15 protein-coding genes are annotated in these 18,710 nt (G+C 68.5%); 5 read left to right on the forward strand and 10 right to left on the reverse strand.

Features of this window, described 5'->3' with window-relative positions; genetic code table 11:
- Window positions 1–10: 10 nt before the first annotated feature.
- The 10 genes from ACFYPC_RS26415 to ACFYPC_RS26460 form a co-directional block, all read right to left on the reverse strand.
- The gene (locus ACFYPC_RS26415) at window positions 11–898 is read right to left on the reverse strand and encodes an NAD-dependent epimerase/dehydratase family protein (RefSeq protein ID WP_388680818.1); all 888 of its coding nucleotides are present in this window, start codon (window positions 896–898) and stop codon (window positions 11–13) included.
- 80 nt (window positions 899–978) lie between these two features.
- Window positions 979–1,905, reverse strand: coding sequence for an NAD(P)-dependent oxidoreductase (locus tag ACFYPC_RS26420; protein WP_388680821.1), 927 nt, complete (start codon window positions 1,903–1,905; stop codon window positions 979–981).
- 64 nt (window positions 1,906–1,969) lie between these two features.
- Window positions 1,970–2,989, reverse strand: a complete 1,020-nt coding sequence (locus tag ACFYPC_RS26425) for a substrate-binding domain-containing protein (RefSeq protein ID WP_388680824.1) — start codon at window positions 2,987–2,989, stop codon at window positions 1,970–1,972.
- A gap of 81 nt (window positions 2,990–3,070) precedes the next feature.
- Window positions 3,071–4,174, reverse strand: a complete 1,104-nt coding sequence (locus tag ACFYPC_RS26430) for an ABC transporter permease (protein ID WP_388680826.1) — start codon at window positions 4,172–4,174, stop codon at window positions 3,071–3,073.
- Window positions 4,171–5,196, reverse strand: coding sequence for an ABC transporter permease (locus tag ACFYPC_RS26435; protein ID WP_388680829.1), 1,026 nt, complete (start codon window positions 5,194–5,196; stop codon window positions 4,171–4,173). Before ACFYPC_RS26435 ends, ACFYPC_RS26430 begins: the two co-directional genes overlap by 4 nt.
- A 119-nt stretch (window positions 5,197–5,315) precedes the next feature.
- The gene (locus tag ACFYPC_RS26440) at window positions 5,316–6,899 is read right to left on the reverse strand and encodes a sugar ABC transporter ATP-binding protein (protein WP_388680832.1); all 1,584 of its coding nucleotides are present in this window, start codon (window positions 6,897–6,899) and stop codon (window positions 5,316–5,318) included.
- Window positions 6,896–7,762 carry a class II fructose-bisphosphate aldolase gene (locus ACFYPC_RS26445; protein ID WP_388680835.1) on the reverse strand — a complete coding sequence of 289 codons (867 nt, stop codon included), beginning with the start codon at window positions 7,760–7,762 and terminating at the stop codon, window positions 6,896–6,898. Before ACFYPC_RS26445 ends, ACFYPC_RS26440 begins: the two co-directional genes overlap by 4 nt.
- Window positions 7,756–9,228, reverse strand: a complete 1,473-nt coding sequence (locus tag ACFYPC_RS26450) for a four-carbon acid sugar kinase family protein (RefSeq protein ID WP_388680838.1) — start codon at window positions 9,226–9,228, stop codon at window positions 7,756–7,758. The genes ACFYPC_RS26445 and ACFYPC_RS26450 overlap by 7 nt, the downstream gene beginning before the upstream one ends.
- Window positions 9,225–9,908 carry an aspartate/glutamate racemase family protein gene (locus ACFYPC_RS26455; RefSeq protein WP_388680841.1) on the reverse strand — a complete coding sequence of 228 codons (684 nt, stop codon included), beginning with the start codon at window positions 9,906–9,908 and terminating at the stop codon, window positions 9,225–9,227. The genes ACFYPC_RS26450 and ACFYPC_RS26455 overlap by 4 nt, the downstream gene beginning before the upstream one ends.
- A gap of 353 nt (window positions 9,909–10,261) precedes the next feature.
- Window positions 10,262–10,966: a FadR/GntR family transcriptional regulator gene (locus tag ACFYPC_RS26460; RefSeq protein WP_388680844.1), complete on the reverse strand. Its 705-nt coding sequence runs from the start codon at window positions 10,964–10,966 to the stop codon at window positions 10,262–10,264.
- 400 nt (window positions 10,967–11,366) lie between these two features.
- Here ACFYPC_RS26460 and ACFYPC_RS26465 point away from each other — a divergent pair, with 400 nt between their 5' ends.
- From ACFYPC_RS26465 to ACFYPC_RS26485, 5 genes are all read left to right on the forward strand, one after another.
- Entirely contained in the window at window positions 11,367–14,162 is a 2,796-nt protein-coding gene (locus tag ACFYPC_RS26465) for a SpoIIE family protein phosphatase (protein ID WP_388680847.1), read from the forward strand.
- 459 nt (window positions 14,163–14,621) lie between these two features.
- On the forward strand, window positions 14,622–15,512 hold the full coding sequence (locus tag ACFYPC_RS26470) for an ABC transporter substrate-binding protein (RefSeq protein WP_388680850.1): 891 nt from the start codon (window positions 14,622–14,624) through the stop codon (window positions 15,510–15,512).
- The gene (locus ACFYPC_RS26475) at window positions 15,512–17,113 is read left to right on the forward strand and encodes an amino acid ABC transporter permease/ATP-binding protein (protein ID WP_388680853.1); all 1,602 of its coding nucleotides are present in this window, start codon (window positions 15,512–15,514) and stop codon (window positions 17,111–17,113) included. Before ACFYPC_RS26470 ends, ACFYPC_RS26475 begins: the two co-directional genes overlap by 1 nt.
- On the forward strand, window positions 17,110–17,541 hold the full coding sequence (locus ACFYPC_RS26480) for a RidA family protein (RefSeq protein ID WP_388680856.1): 432 nt from the start codon (window positions 17,110–17,112) through the stop codon (window positions 17,539–17,541). Before ACFYPC_RS26475 ends, ACFYPC_RS26480 begins: the two co-directional genes overlap by 4 nt.
- Window positions 17,538–18,653 (forward strand): acetamidase/formamidase family protein, encoded by a 1,116-nt coding sequence (locus tag ACFYPC_RS26485; protein ID WP_388680859.1) that lies wholly within the window; start codon window positions 17,538–17,540, stop codon window positions 18,651–18,653. Before ACFYPC_RS26480 ends, ACFYPC_RS26485 begins: the two co-directional genes overlap by 4 nt.
- The last annotated feature ends 57 nt before the right edge of the window (window positions 18,654–18,710 follow it).

Genomic DNA, 18,710 nt, shown 5'->3' on the forward strand with positions numbered 1-18,710 from the left:
CCCGGTGCCATCAGTCCTCGGCGCGCTCGTTGCCGTCCTCGTCGAGGTAGTCACGCCAAGAACGCTTCGGCTGCCAGCCGAGCAGGCGCTGCGCCTTGGCCGAGGAGATGCCGGAGGCGTCGACCCGGCTCAGGTCCCGGAGCTCGATCTGGTCGCCGTAGTACTGGCGGAGGATCTCCGCGAAGTCGCGGCCGCCGACGTTGTCGGGCGAGGCGATGTAGAAGACCTCGTGGCCCGGCAGGTCGGACTCGGCCGCGAGGACGATCGCGTCCGCGAGGTCGTACGCGTCGATGTAGCTCCAGAGGTTGGGGCTGAGCACCGACGCGTCACGCACCTGCGGTCCGAGGTTGCGCGCGTAGTTCCCCTTGTGCTGGACCCAGCTCGGCCGGATCGAGATGGCGCGGATGTCCGAGCGCTGGACCGCCGCGTCCATCAACTGCTCCGAGAAGAGCTTGGACAGCGCGTACGGGTCCTGCGGGCGGGCCGGGTGCTCCTCGTCCACCGGCGCGTAGTCCGGCAGGAAGGGCCGCTCCGGGAAGAAGAAGCCGGGAACGGTCTCCGAGGAGATGTTGACGAAGCGCTTCACGCCGAAGCGGACGGCCGCCTCGAGCACGTTGAACGTGGCCATGAGGTTGTTCTGGAAGACCACGTGCGGCGGGTTGTGAGTGGGCTCGGGGATGGCCGCCACGTGGATCACGACGTCGTGACCTCGTACCAGTGCGAACGCGTCGCCCGGGTTGGTCAGGTCGGCCATCTGGTAGTCGGGCGTGCCGGGGGCGGGGCGGTCGAAGTCCGGGCGGGCCAGGTCGGAGGCCGTCACCTGATGCCCGGCCTGGACCAGGGCCTCCGTGGTGGCGCGCCCGACCTTGCCCAGGGCTCCGGTTACGAGGATTCGCATGGTGCTTTCTCTCATTCTTTCTTTCGGCTCCGCCGAAGTACCTGGCCCGGATGTGTACCGGACCGGTGGCGGGCGGTCTTTCAGGGGGCTGTTGAACGCGGGGGCGGGGTCTGGCCCTCGATCCGGTTGGTGTTCCACCGTCGGAAGAGTTCGATGAGGCTGGAGTCGTCGGCGTCGGCGAGGCCCTCGCCGACGCCCATGGTGAACATCTGGGCGGCCGCGGAGGCCAGCGGCACCGGGACCCTGCCACGCTGGGCCTGCTCAACGACCAGGCCCAGGTCCTTGACGAAGAGGGACAGCGAGCTGCGCACCGGGGAGTAGTCCCGCCCCAGCATGCGTTGGCCACGGTCGTCGAGCATGAAGGACCCCGCGGCACCGCCCCGGACGGTCTGCCACACGGCGGCGGAGTCCAGTCCGAGTGACTCGGCGTAGGCGAGCGCCTCCGCCGCGGCGGCGATGTGCACTCCGCACAGCAGCTGGTTGACCAGCTTCACCGACTGTCCGTCTCCCACGCCCTGGCCGACGTGGGCGACCGTACTGCCCAGGGCATCGAGGACCCCTCGGCACCGGTCGAACGCGTCGTCCGGGGCGCCGACCATGATGACGAGGTCCCCGGTGAGCGCCCGGGCCACGCCGCCGCTCACCGGGGCGTCGACGACGGCCACTTCCCGCTCGGCCAGTGCGGCGGCCAGACCACGCACCGCGTCCGGGCCGACGGTGCTCATCAACACCACGGTGGAGCCCGGCTCCGGCACGGGATCCGTACCGTCTTCGGGGAACAGTGCCTGCTGGGCCTGGGCCGTGTCACGGACCATGACCATGATCAGGTCTGCGCCCTTGGCGGCCAGCGCCGGGGAGGCGGCAACCGTGATGCCTTCCGCCCCGGCACTGGCCCGAACGCCGGGCGCCGGGTCGAAGGCCGTGATCGCGGCGGCTCCGGAGGTGTGGAGCCGCCGTGCCATCGGCAGACCCATGGCACCGAGTCCCAGCCATCCGACCTTCGTCATACGACCTCCTTCTCCTTGGCCCAGAACCGGGGAGTCTCCCTGGTCGGCGGGGTTGCCGGGCGGGTCACCACTGGTAGTCGTCGATGTTGCTCTTGGTGAAGATCAGCGGCTCGGAGAAGGTGATGACACCGTCCTTCGCGGTGAAGGAGCCGAGGTCACCCGCAGTGAACGTGCTGTTCGGGCCGATCTTGTTGTCGTACGCGAGTCGTGCGACATGCATGACCAGCTCGCCCTCCTTGGTCTCGTCCCACAGCGGCGAGCAGGGGATGACGCCCGACTTCACGTACTGGCGGATGGAGGCGGGGTCCGACGTTCCGGTCACGAAGACCTTGCCGGCCTTGCCGAGCTTCTCGACCGCTTCGGCCGCGGCGGCTTCGGCGGCACCGTCGGGCGCGATGATGGCCTTGACGTCCGGGTAGGCCTGGAGGATGTTCTGCGCGGCGGTGAGCGAGTGGGACGGGCTGGACTCCCCGTACTGCGTCGTGACGATCTTGATGCCGGGGTAGTTCGCCGCGAGGTTGTCCTTGACGGCCTTGATCCACTGGTTCTGGATGGTCGCGTCCGGAGTGGAGGACAGGATCGCTATCTGAGCCTGCGAACCGGCGGGCTTGGCGACACAGTCCACCAGCGCCTTGCCCATGGCGGGCAGGTCGGTGTTCTGAATGAAGAAGTCACGGGCCTCGGGCAGCACGTCGGAGTCGTACGAGATCACCTTGATGCCCTGCTTCCGGGCCTGGACCAGGGTGGGTGCCAGCACCGACGGGTTGTTGGCCGTCGTGGTGATCACGTTGTACCTCTGGGCGATGAGGCTGTTGAAGACCTGCACCTGTCCCTGCGCCGAGGCGTCGACCGGCCCGGTGTAGTTGAACTTGATGTTGAGTTCGGCCGCGGCCTTCTCCGCGCCCTGCTGGTTGGCCTTGAACACGGCCAGGCCCACGAGCTTGGGGACCATGGCGACCTTGATCTGGCCGCCGGACGACGCGGTACCGGAGCCGGTGGTGCCACATGCTGTGGTGATCAGCATGGTGGCGGCGGAGGCCGCCGCGATGGCTGCCCATCTGGTGCGGGAGAGGGTGCGGGACATGGTGGTTCTGCCTTTCTTACGGTGGGTACGACGCTGTACTGAGCCGGCCGTGCCGGGGGCACGGGCCGGACGAAAGGGGACCTAGTTCGGGACCTTGCCCGGGGCGGCCGGGTTCGCCGGGGTGCCATGCACCTTTCGGAGGCGGTTTCGCAGCCGCTCGGCCGGACTGCCCTCGGCCGAGCCGGCGAACATCTTCACCGCGATGGCGGCCAGCATGACCACGCTGATGACCATGTTGCTGGTGAGCTGGGAGTAGCCGGAGATGAGCAGGCCCTGAGTGAGGTAGCCGAGGGCGAAGACGGCCACGACGACGCCGATCGTCCGGCCCCGGCCGCCGAAGATGTCCACGCCGCCCAGGACGATCATGGTGAGTGCGGGCAGCAGCAGGCTGTCGCCCAGGTCGGCCCGGACCGCGCTGTAGAACGCCCCGAGTATCAGTCCGGCCACTCCGGCCATCAGTGAGGAGAACATGTAGGCCCGCACCAGCTGGGTGTTGACCTTGATGCCTGAGTACCGGGCCGCGCTCGCGCTGTGCCCGATCATGGTGATGGACCGACCGAACTCGGTGCGGGTCATGAGGAGGAGGACCATGACGGCCAGCACCGCGAAGATGATCAGCTGAAACGGGACCTGGCCGATCGTGCCGGTGCCCAGCGTGGTGAAGGACGTGGGGAAGCCGTACGGCGGTGAGTTGCCGGCGACTCCGGTGGAGATGCTTGTCGCGATGAACCCGACGGCCAGGGTGCCGATGAGCGGTTCCAGCCGGCCCCGTACGACGAGCAGGCCGTTGGCCAGGCCCACCAGCAGGGCTGCCAGCAGACCGCCGAGCGCGGCGAGCCAGATGTTTGTGCCGCCCTTCCACAGTGCCGCCATCACCACGCCGGAAAGACTCGCGGTGGACCCGACCGACAGGTCGATACCTCCGCTGAGTACCACCGGCGCGAGGCCGAGGGCGACGATGCCTGTCGTGACGAACTGCTGGGACAGGGACAGCAGGCCGCTGCCACCGTTGAAGAAGTCCGGCGAGCTGACGGAGAAGTAGACCAACTCCACCACGAACAGCAGCAGCAGACTGGATTCCCAGCCACCGAACCTGCTGATCAGGCCTCTGGCGCGGGCCGGTCGCCGGGGACTGGTGCCTTGTGGGCCCGCCGGACGCTTGGGGACTACGGACAGGTCGGTCATGATGTGCTTCCTTCCACGCCGCCGACCGGGCGGGAGAGTCGAGCGTCGAGCAGGACGGCGATCAGGATGAGGACGCCCTGACCTGCGGTGTTCCAGATGGCAGGGACGCCGGAGAAGACGAGGGCAGTGAGTACCAGGGAGAGGAACAGGCTGCCGAGGACACCGCCCAGCACACCGCCGCGACCTCCGCTGATCATGGTTCCGCCGATCAGGACCGCCGCGATGGACTGCAACTGCATGTTCTCCGCGGTGCCGGTGGTGGCGGTCGCCGCGGCGGTGTGTGCGATGTAGACCAGCCCTGCGAGACCGGCCAGCAGTCCGCTGACGAGGTAGGTGCTGAACACCGTGAACCGGACGGGGATGCCGACCGCCCTTGCCGCAGGTTCGTTGTTGCCCACCGCGAAGACGTTGCGCCCGAAGACCGTGTAGCGCAGGACAGCCCAGCACACCACGGTGAGGACGGCCAGGAGCAGCACCGGCCGGGGCAGACCGGGCACGAGGGTGTTGTTACCGAAGGCGTCATAGGACGCGGGCACGCTCGTGACCTGGTCACCGTTGGTGTAGAGGAACTGGAAGCCACCGAAGAGACCGAGGGTTCCGAGGGTGACGATGATCGGCGGAATGCGTACCACGCTGACCAGGAAGCCGTTGACGGCCCCGAGTACCAGTCCGATCACCAGCGCGAGCAGGACGGCCGCCCCCAGACCGAGTCCGTTGCGCGTCGACATCAGGCCGGTGACCACTGCGGTGAGCCCCATGATGGGCGCCACCGACAGGTCGATGCCCCGGCTGATGATCACGAATGTCTGGCCGAGCGAGATCAGTCCGAGGACGACCGAGTTCAGCATGATGAACTCGATGTTGCCGCGGCTGAGGAACCCGGGGTGGACGGATCCCACGAGGGCACTGATGACGAGGAGCGCCACGACGAGCTGCGCCGAACGGTTGCGCAGGATGACCCGGGCAGACTGCCTGCGCAGCGGCGGGGCCGCTGGTGAGAGGTGCGTTGCTGTTGCTTGCATGAGCGCTCCTGGCGCGGGTGGGCTGGGGGTGCGGAGTGTGGGGCGCGCTGCCGTTCGGGGAGGTGAGCTGCGCAGCGGATGCGGGGAGTCGGGTGCGGGGAGTTGCGTGGTGCTGCTGGTCAGGCCTCGGGCTCGGCGGATCCGAGGATGAGTCGGCCGATGTTCGCCATGGAGATCTCCTGGCCGGTCAGCTCTCCGACGATCCGGCCTTCGTAGACGGCCAGGACGCGGTCGCAGAGCCGGACCAGTTCCTCCAGCTCGGAGGAGATGACCACGACTGCGAGCCCTTCTTGGGCAAGGCCGTCGATGACTTCGTAGAGGTCTTCCTTGGCGCCGGCGTCCACCCCGCGGGTGGGCTCGTCGAAGACGGCGGCCTTCGGGGAGGTGAGGAGTGCTTTGCCGAACAGACAGCGCTGCTGGTTGCCGCCGGACAGCGAGCGGATGGGCAGGTCGAGCGAGGCGGCGCGCACCTTCAGCCGCTGCGCCATCTCCGCCGTCTCGCGCTGCTCGCGACCGAGGTCGAGGAGCCCGAACTTCGACGAACGGAGGCGGTTGACGACGCTCGCCGAGACGTTCTGGGTGACCGTCATGTCCAGGAAGGCGCCGTTCTTGGCCCGGTCCTCCGGCAGGTAGACCAACCCTGCGTCGATGATCCGGTGCAGCGGAAGGGACGTCAGGTGCGTGCCGTCGATGGTCACTGTGCCGCTCGTACGGCCCCTGAGGTTGACCATGGTCTCGGCGATCTCGGTGCGTCCGCTGCCGACCAGGCCGGCGAATCCGAGCACCTCGCCGCGGCGGACCGTGAACGAGACGTCGGAGAAAGCCGGTGGGCTGCTCAGCCCTGAGACCTCGATGACCGTCCGGTCGGTGGCGTGGCTGGTCTCCTTGCGGCGGCCGAGGTCGATGGCGCGGCCGACCATCTTGTGCACGAGGTCCGCAGGATCGGCCCCGGGGCCTTCGACGCTTCCGACCAGATGACCGTCGCGCAGCACGGAGATGCGGTCGCTGATCTCGAGTACTTCGTCCATGCGGTGGCTGATGAAGCCGAGCACATAGCCCTGTCGCTTCAGGTCATCGATGACCTCGAAGAGTCGCTCGACCTCGTGGCTGGTCAGCGGGGATGTGGGCTCGTCGAAGAAGATCACCCGGGACTTGCGTACCAGCGCACGGGCGCATTCGAGGAGCTGCTGCTGGGCGATGGTGAGGGCGCCGACCGGGGTCCTGACGTCCACCGAGAGACCGACCAGGGGAAGGATCTCCTCGGCCCCCCGCCACATCCGCGTCCAGTCCAGGAGCCGTAGCCCGCGGCCGCGCTTGGGGCTGTTGCCGAGGTAGAGGTTCTCGGCAACGGACAGATGGGGCAGCAGCGAGGGTTCCTGCGGGACCAGGTAGACGCCCTGTTCCAGGGCAGCGCGCGGGCTTCCCAGCGGAACGTCGGTGCCGTCCATGCTGAACTGTCCGGAGTCGGCCCGGTAGATGCCGGAGAGGATCTTCAGCAGAGTCGACTTGCCCGCGCCGTTCTCACCCATCAGGGTGTGCACTTCGCCGGGACGGAAGTCGAGGGAAAGGTCGTCGAGGACGGTGACGCCGGAGAACGCCTTGCTCACATGCTCTGCCAGGTACCCCTGGTGGAGCGCGTGGTCGGGTGCCGGAACGGTGGCGGCGCCGCCGGTGCGGATGTCTTCGGTGGTGGGACTGGTCATGTTTCCTGCCCTCCTCGTGGCAGCCCGGCGAACAGCCGGATGCGGTCCTCGGCTGCCGCCGCGACGGAGTCCCGCATCACGTTCAGTACGCGCTGCAGGTGGTAGCCGTCCTCCCGGGCAGGCGCCAGGGTCTCGTCGAGGGCGCCGAAGCACGCCCGCCGCAGCTCCGCGTTGACGTTGATCTTGGCGACGCCGCGGTGGATCGCCGCGCGCAGTACGTCGTCCTCGATGCCCGAGGCGCCGTGCAGAACGAGCGGGACCGGGACGCGGGCCGCGATGTCGGCCAGCAGGTCGAGGTCGAGCCGACCGCCGTCGGCACTGAAGCCGTGCACGTTGCCGATCTGCACCGCCAGCGCGTCCACTCCGGTGCGCTCCACGAACTGAGCCGCCTGAGCGGGGTCGGTGAACAGTGCCTCGGGTCGGGCGGACACCGAGCGGTCCTCCTCGCCGGGAATGGCGCCCAGTTCGCCCTCCACCCACACCCCGGCCTTGTGCCCGGCGGACACGGCGGCCCTGGTGAGCTCGACGTTCTCCTCGAAGGGGAGGTGGGATCCGTCGATCATGACTGACGAGCACCCCAGGTCCAGGCATGCCTGGATCTCCGCGAGGTCGCGGCAGTGGTCGAGGTGGACGCCCAGGGAGGCACCCGACGCGGCCGCGACGTCGACAACCAGGCGGGTGAGCACCCCGAGGTCGACGTGACGGAAGGCGCTCGCTCCCAGTTGCAGGACGGCGGGGCTGCCGGCCGCCTCGGCGGCCCGGCACAGCGCGATCGTCGTCTCCATGTTGTAGGTGGTGAACGCACCGACCGCGCGACCCTCTTTTCGGGCGGCGATGAGTTCGCCCGCGTTGACGCTCAGCAAGAGGTGTCTCCATTCAATATGCGGACGGCCGCGAGCAGGTCGTCGCCGCCCCCGACATTCCCTGCGAACACCACGTACGGAAGGCCGACGTCGATGCCGTCCTCGGCCTGCCAGACCGAGACCATGCCCGGCAGCAGCGAGCCGAGCACCCTGGCCCGGCTGCAGGCCAGGCCGTAGGTGAACACGTCGCTGGACGTGATGCCGCCCTTGGCGAGGAGGAAGCGTGGGGACCGCGTCCTGACGACCTCGCCGACGGTGGTGACCAGAGCCTCGGAGACAGCCCGGGCGATGGCCAGGCTCTCTCGCCCGTCACCGCCAGTGACCAGTTCCCTGCTGGTGACCAGCAGTACGTCCCTGCGCTCCAGCGCGGACAGCACCTGCCGCACGGCCGTCCGGACGGCGCGATCGGCCTCCGCCGGGTCGAGCAGCGAGCGGACGTCCAGTTCGACGCGCTCCACCTCGCCGCTGTCCTGCAACGTCGTGACCTGCTGAGTGGTCAGAGCGACATGGGACCCGACCACCACCAGGCCATGGCCGCCACGGGGTCCGCTCGGGTAGATCTCCTTCCCCCGCAGCGGGGAACGTTCGCTGATGCCGCCCCGGGCCCTGACGAACGAAGGGCCGGTGCGATAGAGGAAGTGCCGTCCCTCCGCCTCCACCTGCAGGAGTCCCAGGAGGACCGCTTCCAGGTCGGTGGCCTCGACGGCGTTCACCACGGCGACCCGTCCGTTGCTCAGCTCGCGCAGCAGGGCTGCGACCCGGTTCGGGCCGCCGGAACGGATGTCCTCGAGACCGATGCTGAGAACGTCCTGCGCCCGGATCCCCCCGCCGGTCACTTCCTCGACGTAGTCGGGCAGGTGGGAGGTGGAGAAGGAGAACGTCGCGTCGGTGGCGTAGTGCGAGTCGGACACCGGCCTGAGCCAGTCGTCCTCGACGATCCAGTGCTCGTCTCCGGCGGTCACCCGGCCGGCCTCAAGGTACGAAGGGCAGAAGATCACGCCGTCGACGTGCTGCCCTCCCGCGCCGAGCGTCTCGATGATCGCGGACGTCTCGGCAGCGAAGTGGCCCCGGAGCGTCGAGTCGCCGCGGCTGATCACGCTCACGGGCACGCCCTCGGCCTCCGCGGCAGTCAGCAGGTTCGTCACGACCTCGCAGTTGACGGCCGCGGCCGCCGCCTCGTCCAGGCTGCGGGTGTTGGTCAGGACGTAGGCCACTCGGCTGTCACGTGTCAGCGCCCAGCGCAGGTCCTCCACGCTCCACCGGGTCACCACGGGAACGTCGTGGACGGTTTGCGTCCCGGTGGGGTCGTCGTCGAGGACCACGATCCGGCGACTGTCCTGTGCGAAGGCCTCCCGCAGAAGGGCGTCCCAGGCTCCGGCGGCGGCGGGCCCGGGCAGGCCCGCCAGCACGTCGGTGCGGCGCGCCCGGCCCGGCCCGGCCTTGTGGTGAGGGGCGGTCAGGCTCATGCCGACTGCCTGTTCAGCACGTGCACCACGTTCTCCACACCGCTGCGCGGGCTGGAGAGCACGGGCTTGCCGACGGCTTCGGCGATGGCGGGGGCCAGCCGCGCCATGGACGCCTGGGCCAGCACGATCGCGTCGACCTGGGTTGCCAGCTTGCGCGCCCCCTCCAGGACCAGGGCGTCGTGACCGTCACGGTCTCCGGACATCAGCACGCCGAAGGCGCCTTCGCACAGGTGCTCGATCACCGAGAGGGAACGCCCCGCGGCCTGGGCCTTCTCCTCGACCAGTGCGCGAGTGGGCGGCAGCGTGGTGGGAACCGTCGCCATCACACCGATCACGTCACCGGCGTCGACCGCCGCGGCGGCCATGGCGTCGTCGATCTTGATGATCGGCACGGACACCACGCGCCGGGCCTCGTCGATGGCGGGCCCCAGCGAGGAACAGGCGGAGAAGATCACGTCGGCTCCGGCGGCTTCCGCGGCCTGGGCCAGATGCACCATGCGGTGAGCGCTGGCGGGCGAGATGAACCCGTCCCGCATCACGGTCGCGAGCACGTCGCTGTCGACGAAGTGCATCACCTTGGCGTCGGGCGCCAGCTCCGCGAGGTAGTTGTTGATCATTGGCTCGACGTTGACGAAGACGAAGCTGGTGTGCAGCACAGCAATCGAGGATCCGGTGGACACCGGGGGCCTCCTTCGGAGTGTGGGACATCGGTCCTCGTGCCGGATCGGCTCGAGGACAGGGAGGCACAGCGGGGGAAGGCACCCCGGCGGCGCGGGCGAAGAGGGAGAGACGGGCCCCCGCACTGACGACGGGAGCTTGCCGCCCGGCACAGCCGGGAGGACACGGTCCACTGCCGGAGCGTCACGCCGGCCGGGGCGTCGCGCGGCGACGTGCCGGGTCGGGACATGGCTGTTCCGGTGCGGACTGAACAGTGTTCAGGAGTACGTGCGAGGTGGCTTCGGGGTGAGAAACCGTGGGCCCGTACAGGTTTGTACGGTGGCGACCGCTATTCAGTCGCGTCGACCGTCGGCAGTCAGCCGGCGGAAACGACGTAGCGGTCGAAGTCTTCTTCGGTCTGGCTCATGTGACCGATCATGGCCAGCCTGGCGGCTTCGGGATCCCGGCTGCTCAAGGCCGCCAGGACGAGCCGGTGCTGTTCGATCGCGTGGTCCCGGATCTCCGCGTGGGAGGAGGTCTGGGTCCGCGTGACATGGAGCAGTTGACTGATGGGATCGAACAGCGCCGCAATGAAGGGGTTGTGTGACGCGCTGAGAATAACCTGGTGGAACTCGAGGTCCGCCCGGACGAAGCCCTCGACATCCGCGGCCTCGGCCGCGGTGGTCATGTCGGAGAGGCTTGCTTCCAGATTCTCGAGATCCTCCTTTGAGCACCGGGTGGCCGCGAGTTCGCAGGCGGCCGCCTCGATGAACCGTCGGGCCTCGATCAGACGCTTGGGCAGCGAGGGATCGGAGCCGACCCGGTGCGCCAGCAACTGCGGGTCCAACGCAGACCACTGTGACACCGGATTGACGAACATTCCCCTGCCGTGGTGCACCTGGACAACCGACTTGCTGACGAGGCTTTTGACAGCCCCGCGCAGGGTCGGTCGACTCACGCCCAGGCGAGCGGCGAGGTCCTGCTCATTGGGAAGGGTGGAACCTGCAGGGTACTTGCCCGAGGTGATGTCGCGGATCAGCGCGTCAGCCACCGTGTCGACAAGGTCCCGTCGTTCAGCCATTCCCAGCTCCTCACACCTCAGACGTCAGAGGACTTGAGGAGGACAGTAGGTGCCGAATCGAACCTAGTCAACGGTTCAACGGAAACATCTCAGAAACCCCGCCGTTTCCGACCGCCGCACCCGGAGACGGGACGAACCACCCCACGCAAGGGCAACACACACGGCGGTCGCCCGGGCGGGGCTGGGCCGGGCGGGCTGCGGGCGGGCCGCCCTGACCGCATTACCGGTCACGCGACCGACGACCCTTACGCGGCCGAGGCAAACGGAGTGCGGACGAGCGGACCCCAAACCGCAGTTGTAGTAAATCTGCGAAGTCGTCCAAAATTATATCAATCGGAATACAATGTCGAAATAGTGCTAACCAGCGCGGACAGTCGCCTGCATCGAAAAGGTGATCTGCATGATCGGCTTCTGGGAGGAAGGGCATTCCGAGCCGAGCGCGCGCGCTCATGAGCGGTTCGTCACCGGTGAGCCCCTGGACAGCAGCGTGCGTGGGCCGATCCTGAGGTCGTGGCAACGCTGCCAGGCTCTCGGGCTCCTGCCTGACCGGTTCGAGCTTCCGTATGTGTCGGACCTCGACCTGGGAACACGCCTGATGGATGCGGCGGCTCCGGTGCTCGGCCGACTGGCCACGACCGTCCTGGGCTCCGACGCGAGCGTGGTCCTCACCGACGGCGAGGGGCGGCTGCTGCAGCGCCACACCGGGGAACGCTCATTCACCAAGCATCTGGACAAGATCCAGTTCGCCCCGGGATTCCGCTATTCCGAGCGCATCGCGGGCACGAACGCCATCGGCACCGCGCTCGCAGAGCGGAGACCCCACGTCGTTCTGGGCGCGGAGCACTTTGCCGAATGCCTCCAGCCGTACGCGTGCTTCACGGCCCCCGTGCGCGATCCGGTCAGCGGGCGCATCGAGGGCGCTGTGGACCTCACATGCTGGAGCACCGACGCGAAGCCGGGCATGGCGACCGTGGTCCGCGACGCGGCCACCGCCATCGAACGGCGGCTGATGGAGCAGAGCACGGATCGGGAGCGCGCTCTGCTCAGGGCGTACATGCAGGCCAGAAGGGGCGCACGCCCCAACACTGGGTCCCCGCACGTCAATTCGGCCGGATCGGACGCGCTGAGCAACAGCGAGCTGGGGTGGGCGGATCAACAGATCCTGAGGGAGAAGGCCACAGAGTTGTTCTCCGCGGGTAGTTGGGGTGTCGCTGAGGTCCCGATCTCCAAGGGCCAGGTGGTCACGCTCCTGTGCCGGCCGCTCGTGACGCCCTCCGGAATCGCCGGTGCCGCCGTTGAGGCGATCCTTCCCCGGGAACCTGACCGGATCGTCACTGTGGCTCCACTCTCCGTGTATCCGGTCGCGAACACCCTGTCGATCACCTCGATGCCCCTCCCCGCGTCGGGCCCGGCCGATGCGTACCCGACGGGTGCCGGTGCGCCCGAAGAGTCCGAGGGCGTCCTGCCGCCCACCACCGGGGCCGTCGGCATGGAGCGACTCCTCCTGGTGGGCGAGCCGGCCGTCGGGAAGATCGCCATCCGGACCCGGCAGCGCCTGCAACTCCTGCATGACGCGGGAATGCATCTGGGCACCAGCCTCGACATGTCAAGAACTGCGGAGCAGCTCGCCACGGTGGCGGTCCCTCGGCTCGCCGACTACGTCACGGTCGATCTGCTCGACTCGGTCCTGCACGGCGAGGACCCCGCCGACCGCGAGGAGGACGTCCACCGGATAGCGGTCAAGGGAATGTGGGAGAACTGCCCTCTCTACCCCGTGGGCGAGGTGTTCAGGTTCGTCGAAGGGACGCCACAGGCACACTGCCTCACAAGTGGACGGTCGATGCTCGAACCGGACCTCAACGTCGCACCCGGCTGGTTGGCGCAGGACCCCGTACGCGGTGAGAGGCTTCTCCTCGACCACGGAATCCATTCCCTCATCACGGTTCCGCTCCGCGCCTCCGGAGTCGTCCTGGGCCTGGTCACCTTCTACCGCTCAGGAAAGCTGGACCCGTTCGAGGGGGACGACCTTTCCCTCGCCGAGGAGTTGGTCGCGCACGCCGCGGTGTGCCTGGACAACGCCCGCCGCTATACGCGCGAACACGCGATGGCCGAGGCACTGCAGCGCAGCCTGCTCCCCCGCGGTGTGCCCGATCATGAGGCCGTGGAGGCCGCCTACCGCTACCTGCCCGCACGGGCGGGAGTCGGCGGGGACTGGTTCGACGTCATTCCCCTGTCCGGCGCTCGCGTGGCCCTGGTCGTGGGTGATGTGGTCGGCCACGGCATTCAGGCCGCCGCCACCATGGGCCGACTGCGCACCGCGATCCACAACTTCTCCGCTCTGGATCTCCCCCCGGACGAACTCCTCGCCCGACTCGACGACCTGGTCGACCGTCTTGACGGCGAGGGGCCCGTCGAGGGCGGAGGGCCGGGGATCACCGGCAGCACATGCCTGTACGCCGTCTACGACCCGACTTCCGGTTGTTGCACGATGGCCCGCGCCGGCCACCCCCTGCCGGCCGTCGTCACCCCCGACGGCGTCGCCACCTTCCCGGAAATGCCTCCCGGGCCACCTCTGGGCCTGGGCGGACTGCCCTTCGAAACGGCCGAACTACAGCTGCCCGCAGGGAGCCGGCTGATGTTCTACACCGACGGCCTTCTGGAGGCGCACCGGGACGACATCGACGTCGGCATCGAGATACTGCGCCGCACCGTTACCGTCCCCGACCGGTCCGCGGAGGAGACGTGTGACGCCGTCCTGGACGCCATGCTGCCCGCACGGTCGAGTGACGATGTCACTCTGCTTGTCGTACGCACACGCAGCCTGGACTCGCAGCAGATCGCATCCTGGGATGTGCCCTCCGACCCTGCCGCGGTCTCCGCCGTGCGATCCGCGCTCACCCGGATGCTGACCGAATGGCGCCTGGACGACCTCGGCTTCTCCACCGAGCTGATTCTCAGCGAGCTCGTCACCAACGCCATCCGCCATGCCAACGCCCCCATCCGGGTCCGACTGCTCCGCACCAGGAGCCTGATCTGCGAAGTCTCCGACGCCAGCAGCACATCACCCCATATGCGACGTGCTGCGATGACCGACGAGGGCGGCCGCGGCCTGTTCCTCGTCGCGCAACTCGCCCAACGCTGGGGCACCCGCTACACCTCTGCGGGCAAAGTCATCTGGGCCGAACAGGACATCTGACGTCCGCCATCCGCCATCCGCCATCCGCCATCATCCGTGGGCGTTGGGACGTAGGGGGCTGGGCCGGTGATTCCCGCAGGTCCGCGACTCTGTGACTCTGTGACTCTGTGACTCCTTGGCGGTGTCCGTCCGTTGGCGGTGTCCGTCCGCCGTTGAGCGGTGACCCGCCGGGATGCCGCGAAGCGCCCCCTTCGTCACGCGGCACCCGCATCGTCGCCGATCCGCGTATTTCTTCCGCGGCCGGCCGCGGACATTTCCTGGGATGTACCACCCAAGGCCGCCCGGTTACCTGCACATGTCCGCAAGCGCTGCGACAACCGACCTTTGTTGCATCCAGGTAAGAACGCCGTGACGTTCACTCCCGACTACTGACGCGACCATTAGCCGTTCGTATGGTGTGAGCACTTGGTCGGACCATCGGACCAACCTCCCCCACCCCCGAACGAGAGGAACTCCTCCATGCGCCCCCTTCTGTCGATCACCGTGGCGTCCGCCGCCTCCGCCGCCCTCTTGACGGCCTGCGGAACCGGGTCGTCGTCGAACACCGCGGCCTCGACCACCACGGCCTCGCCGGCCTGCAAGCAGCTGCAATCCGCTCATCCGGAACTCGCGGGCAAGACGTTCACCAACGCCCTCAATCCGCACACGCCCGGCTACGAAGCGCTCGACCCCAAGGATCCGAGCAGATACGTCGGGTTCGACATCGATCTCGGCACCGCTCTGGGCAACTGTCTCGGCTTCAAGCTCGACTACAAGCCAGTGGCCTTCCCCGCGCTGCTGCCCACGCTGCAGAGCGGCCAGGCCGACCTCGTCATCTCCGACATCTACGCCACCGCGGAACGCGCCAAGGCAGCGGACTTCGTCACCTACTCGAAGGTCTACGACGGGGTACTGGTCCGCAAGGGCAACCCGAAGAAGCTCACCGGCATCAACACCTCCCTGTGCGGAGCCACCGCCGCACTCAACACCGGGTTCGTCGAAGTGCCCCTCGTCCAGGACCTGGCCGGCGCGTGCAAGGCAGCCGGCCGGCCGGCTCCTCAGGTGCAGCTGTACGACAACAACGCGCAGTGCATCCAGGCCATCCTCGCCGGCCGCGCGGACACCTACATCAACGACGTCAACACGGTGACGCAGGCGGTCGCGGCGCACCCGGACGAGCTGGCCAAGGCGACCGCCGTGACGCTGCCGTACTCGATCGGCATCGCCGTTCCGAAGGGCAAGACACAGTTCCGCGACGCCATCAAGGACGCTCTCGTGGAGATCCAGAAGGACGGCACACAGACGAAGCTGCTCAAGAAGTGGTCGCTCGAGACGGGCACCCTGGAGGCGCCGCGGCTGGTGACCGGCTGATGTCCCAGTTCCTCCACTACCTCGAACTGCCGTATCTGCTGCAGGGCATTCTCGTCACCCTGGAGCTGACCGCCCTGGGGCTGCTCGGCGGTCTGGTGCTCGGCTTCGCCCTGGCAAGCATGCAGCTGTCCCGGCACCGGTCGCTGTCCGCCGTGGCCCGCGGATACACGATCATCTTCCGTGGCACGCCGCTGATTCTCCAACTGGTCTTCGCCTACGACGCGTTGCCGCACCTTGGCCTGACGCTCAGCCCCCTGACGGCGGCGGGGCTCGCGCTCGCGGCCAACGAGGCCACCTTCATCGCGGAGGTCTTCCGGTCCGGCGTACTCGGGGTGGACAAGGGCCAGGTCGTCGCCGGCCAGGCGCTCGGGATGACGCCGCTCGTGACCATGCGGCGAGTCATCGCTCCGCAGGCGGTACGCCTCATGGTCCCCGCCCTCGGCAACGAGGCTGTGACCACCCTCAAGAACTCCTCGCTCGCATCCTTCATCGCCGTCCAGGAACTGACCCTGCGCAGCACCCAACTCGCCTCGTCCACCTTCGACTTCTTCTCCGTCTTCTTCGCGTCCGGCGTCATGTACCTCGTCCTCACCGGCGGCATCAGCGCCATCCAGCTGGCGGTCGAACGCGCGCTCGACCTGGACCGTCCCGCCTCCCGGTCGTGGGTACACCGGCTGCTGCCGATCCGCCGGCCCGCCGCCACGCCGGAACTGGTGGCAGCACCGACGAAGCGCGCCGCAGACGACGACCCATGGATGCCGCCGGCCGCGCCCGAGCCGCGGGAGCGTGAAGCCCGCTTGGCCACTCTCGACGGAGCGCCGGCCTCGGTCAGGGTTCACTCCCTGCACAAGAACTACGGACCGCACGTGGTGCTCGACGGGCTGGACATGACCGTCCGAACCGGCGAGGTCGTGGCGCTGCTCGGGCCGAGCGGGTCCGGCAAGAGCACCCTGCTGCGCAGCATCAACCACCTGGAGGAGACAGACTCAGGGTCCGTCCTGATCGGCGGCCGCCGCATCGGCTACGGCGAGGACGGAAGGCCGCTCTCCCCCGCGAAAATCGCGCGGGCCCGCGCGGAGGTCGGGGTGGGCATGGTCTTCCAGCACTTCAATCTCTTCAGCCATCTCACCGCCCTCGAGAACGTCGCCGGGCCACTGCGGTGGGTCCACCGGCTACCGGCCGACGAGGCGAAACGCAGAGCGTCCGAGCTGCTCGAACGAGTCGGTCTCGCTCACCGGGCGGACGCCCTGCCGCGGCACCTCTCGGGCGGTCAGCAACAGCGCGTGGCCATCGCCCGAGCGCTCGCGCCCAGCCCCCGGGTGCTGCTGCTCGACGAGCCGACCTCCGCCCTGGATCCGGAACTCGTCCACGAAGTACTCGAGGTGATCCGCACCCTCGCCCGGGAGGACGGACTGACCATGCTCATCGCCACCCACCAGCTGCGCTTCGCCCAGGAGGTCGCCGACCGGGTGGTGTTCATCAGCAACGGCTCGGTCATCGAAGAGGGGCCGGCCGAGGAACTCCTCACCCGCCCCGAACATCCGGCCACCGCCAGGTTCCTGCGAGTCATGGGAGCGCAGACCATGGGAGGGGTCGCATGACAGTCCCAGCCGATGCCCCAGCCGGGAAGGAGACCTTCGTCTTCTCGCCCGGGGACGGCGTGCCCCCGCAGGTGGGCCCCTTCGCACACGCGACCCGCTTCGGATCGCTGGTGTTCGTCACCGGCCAGATGCCCACCGACCCGGCCACGGGCCGGTTGGTGGAGGGCGACGTGCTCGCCCAGGCGGAGCAGGTACGCCGCAATCTGGAGGCCGTACTCCGGCAGTTCGGCCTCACGCTCGACGACGTGCTGATGGTCCGGGTCTACCTGACCGACTTCGGCGGCTTCGACAACTTCAATGAGGCCTACGCAACCTGGTTCAAGGGCCCCCTGCCGAGCCGCACCTGTGTAGGCGTCACCGGCCTCGCCGTGGGGGCCGACATCGAGATCGACCTCATCGCCGGCCTCCCGGAAAGGAACCACCCATGAGTCTGCCCCTCCTTCAGCCCCATGAGGGACCCATCCACGGTCGCCACTACCTTGCGTCGACCGGCTCCACCGTCACCTGGGGGTGGCTTCCCGCCGAAGGGGCAACACCCGTCGCGCAGATCGGCTCCGGGGAGACGATCACCGTGGACACGGTGTCCCATGAGGGCATCATGGAGGACCAGGGCAGGGACCCCGTCGCCTTCTTCGGGAAGTTCGGTATCGATCCGGCGGACGTGCTGCGCGACGCCGTCGACATCGCCGCCGGTCACCCCGTCCGCGACCCCGCCGGCGACGGACCCCACGTCACCACCGGGCCCATCGCCGTCAGCGGGGCAGAACCCGGGGATGTCCTGCGGGTCGACTTCCTGGACCTCGTGCCGCGCGCCCCGTACGGCGTCATCTCCAGCAGGCACGGCTACGGTGCCCTGGCCGGGGAGCTCCCCCACCCGCCACATCCGGGCTTCGTACCCGATCCGGGCAACCCGGAGAAGTCGGGTACCGTCTCGACGTTCTGCCGGGCCGCGGCGGACCTGACGGGCAGCATAGAGACGCCGGGAGGCCGTGAGCTGCGCTTCCCTCTCGCCCCGTTCCTCGGGCTCGTCGGGGTGACGCACGCCGGTACGACCCCGCTTCACTCGGTGCCGCCCGGACCGTTCGGCGGGAACATCGACGTCAAGGACCTCGTCTCCGGCACCAGCCTGTACCTGCCGGTGCAGGTCGACGGCGCCGGACTGTTCGTCGGAGACCCGCACTACGCCCAGGGCCACGGCGAGGTGGCGCTGACCGCGCTGGAGGCCCCCCTGCGCGCGACCCTCCGGGCGACGGTACTGCCGAAGGCGGAAAGCAGTGCCCTGTTGGGGCTGCTGCGGCGGCCCTTCGGTGAGACCCCGGAACACTGGATCGCTCTCGGGCTGCACCGCGATCTGAACGAGGCTTTCCGCGAAGCGGTCCGCGAGGCCCTCCGTGTGCTTGCCGACATCTATCAGGTGCCGACGGACATCGGGTACGCCTATCTGAGCGCCGCGGCCGATTTCGTGGTGAGCCAGGTGGTGGACGACGTCAAGGGCGTCCACTGCCTGATCCGCAAGAGCGACTTCGGCGCGTGGACATGATCGTGGAGGATTGTCGATACAGGACCAGGCCCTGGCCAGAAGCCCCGGCCTGGCGTG

Source organism: Streptomyces sp. NPDC005808 (assembly GCF_042871385.1).
Lineage (GTDB): Bacteria > Actinomycetota > Actinomycetes > Streptomycetales > Streptomycetaceae > Streptomyces.

Bases quoted from the DNA above. Each gene is read 5' to 3' on its own strand.
- ACFYPC_RS26415 (WP_388680818.1), bottom strand. From the start codon at position 898: ATGCGAATCCTCGTAACCGGAGCCCTGGGCAAGGTCGGGCGCGCCACC.
- ACFYPC_RS26420 (WP_388680821.1), bottom strand. From the start codon at position 1,905: ATGACGAAGGTCGGATGGCTGGGACTCGGTGCCATGGGTCTGCCGATG.
- ACFYPC_RS26425 (WP_388680824.1), bottom strand. From the start codon at position 2,989: ATGTCCCGCACCCTCTCCCGCACCAGATGGGCAGCCATCGCGGCGGCC.
- ACFYPC_RS26430 (WP_388680826.1), bottom strand. From the start codon at position 4,174: ATGACCGACCTGTCCGTAGTCCCCAAGCGTCCGGCGGGCCCACAAGGC.
- ACFYPC_RS26435 (WP_388680829.1), bottom strand. From the start codon at position 5,196: ATGCAAGCAACAGCAACGCACCTCTCACCAGCGGCCCCGCCGCTGCGC.
- ACFYPC_RS26440 (WP_388680832.1), bottom strand. From the start codon at position 6,899: ATGACCAGTCCCACCACCGAAGACATCCGCACCGGCGGCGCCGCCACC.
- ACFYPC_RS26450 (WP_388680838.1), bottom strand. From the start codon at position 9,228: ATGAGCCTGACCGCCCCTCACCACAAGGCCGGGCCGGGCCGGGCGCGC.
- ACFYPC_RS26460 (WP_388680844.1), bottom strand. From the start codon at position 10,966: ATGGCTGAACGACGGGACCTTGTCGACACGGTGGCTGACGCGCTGATC.
- ACFYPC_RS26465 (WP_388680847.1), top strand. From the start codon at position 11,367: ATGATCGGCTTCTGGGAGGAAGGGCATTCCGAGCCGAGCGCGCGCGCT.
- ACFYPC_RS26470 (WP_388680850.1), top strand. From the start codon at position 14,622: ATGCGCCCCCTTCTGTCGATCACCGTGGCGTCCGCCGCCTCCGCCGCC.
- ACFYPC_RS26475 (WP_388680853.1), top strand. From the start codon at position 15,512: ATGTCCCAGTTCCTCCACTACCTCGAACTGCCGTATCTGCTGCAGGGC.
- ACFYPC_RS26480 (WP_388680856.1), top strand. From the start codon at position 17,110: ATGACAGTCCCAGCCGATGCCCCAGCCGGGAAGGAGACCTTCGTCTTC.
- ACFYPC_RS26485 (WP_388680859.1), top strand. From the start codon at position 17,538: ATGAGTCTGCCCCTCCTTCAGCCCCATGAGGGACCCATCCACGGTCGC.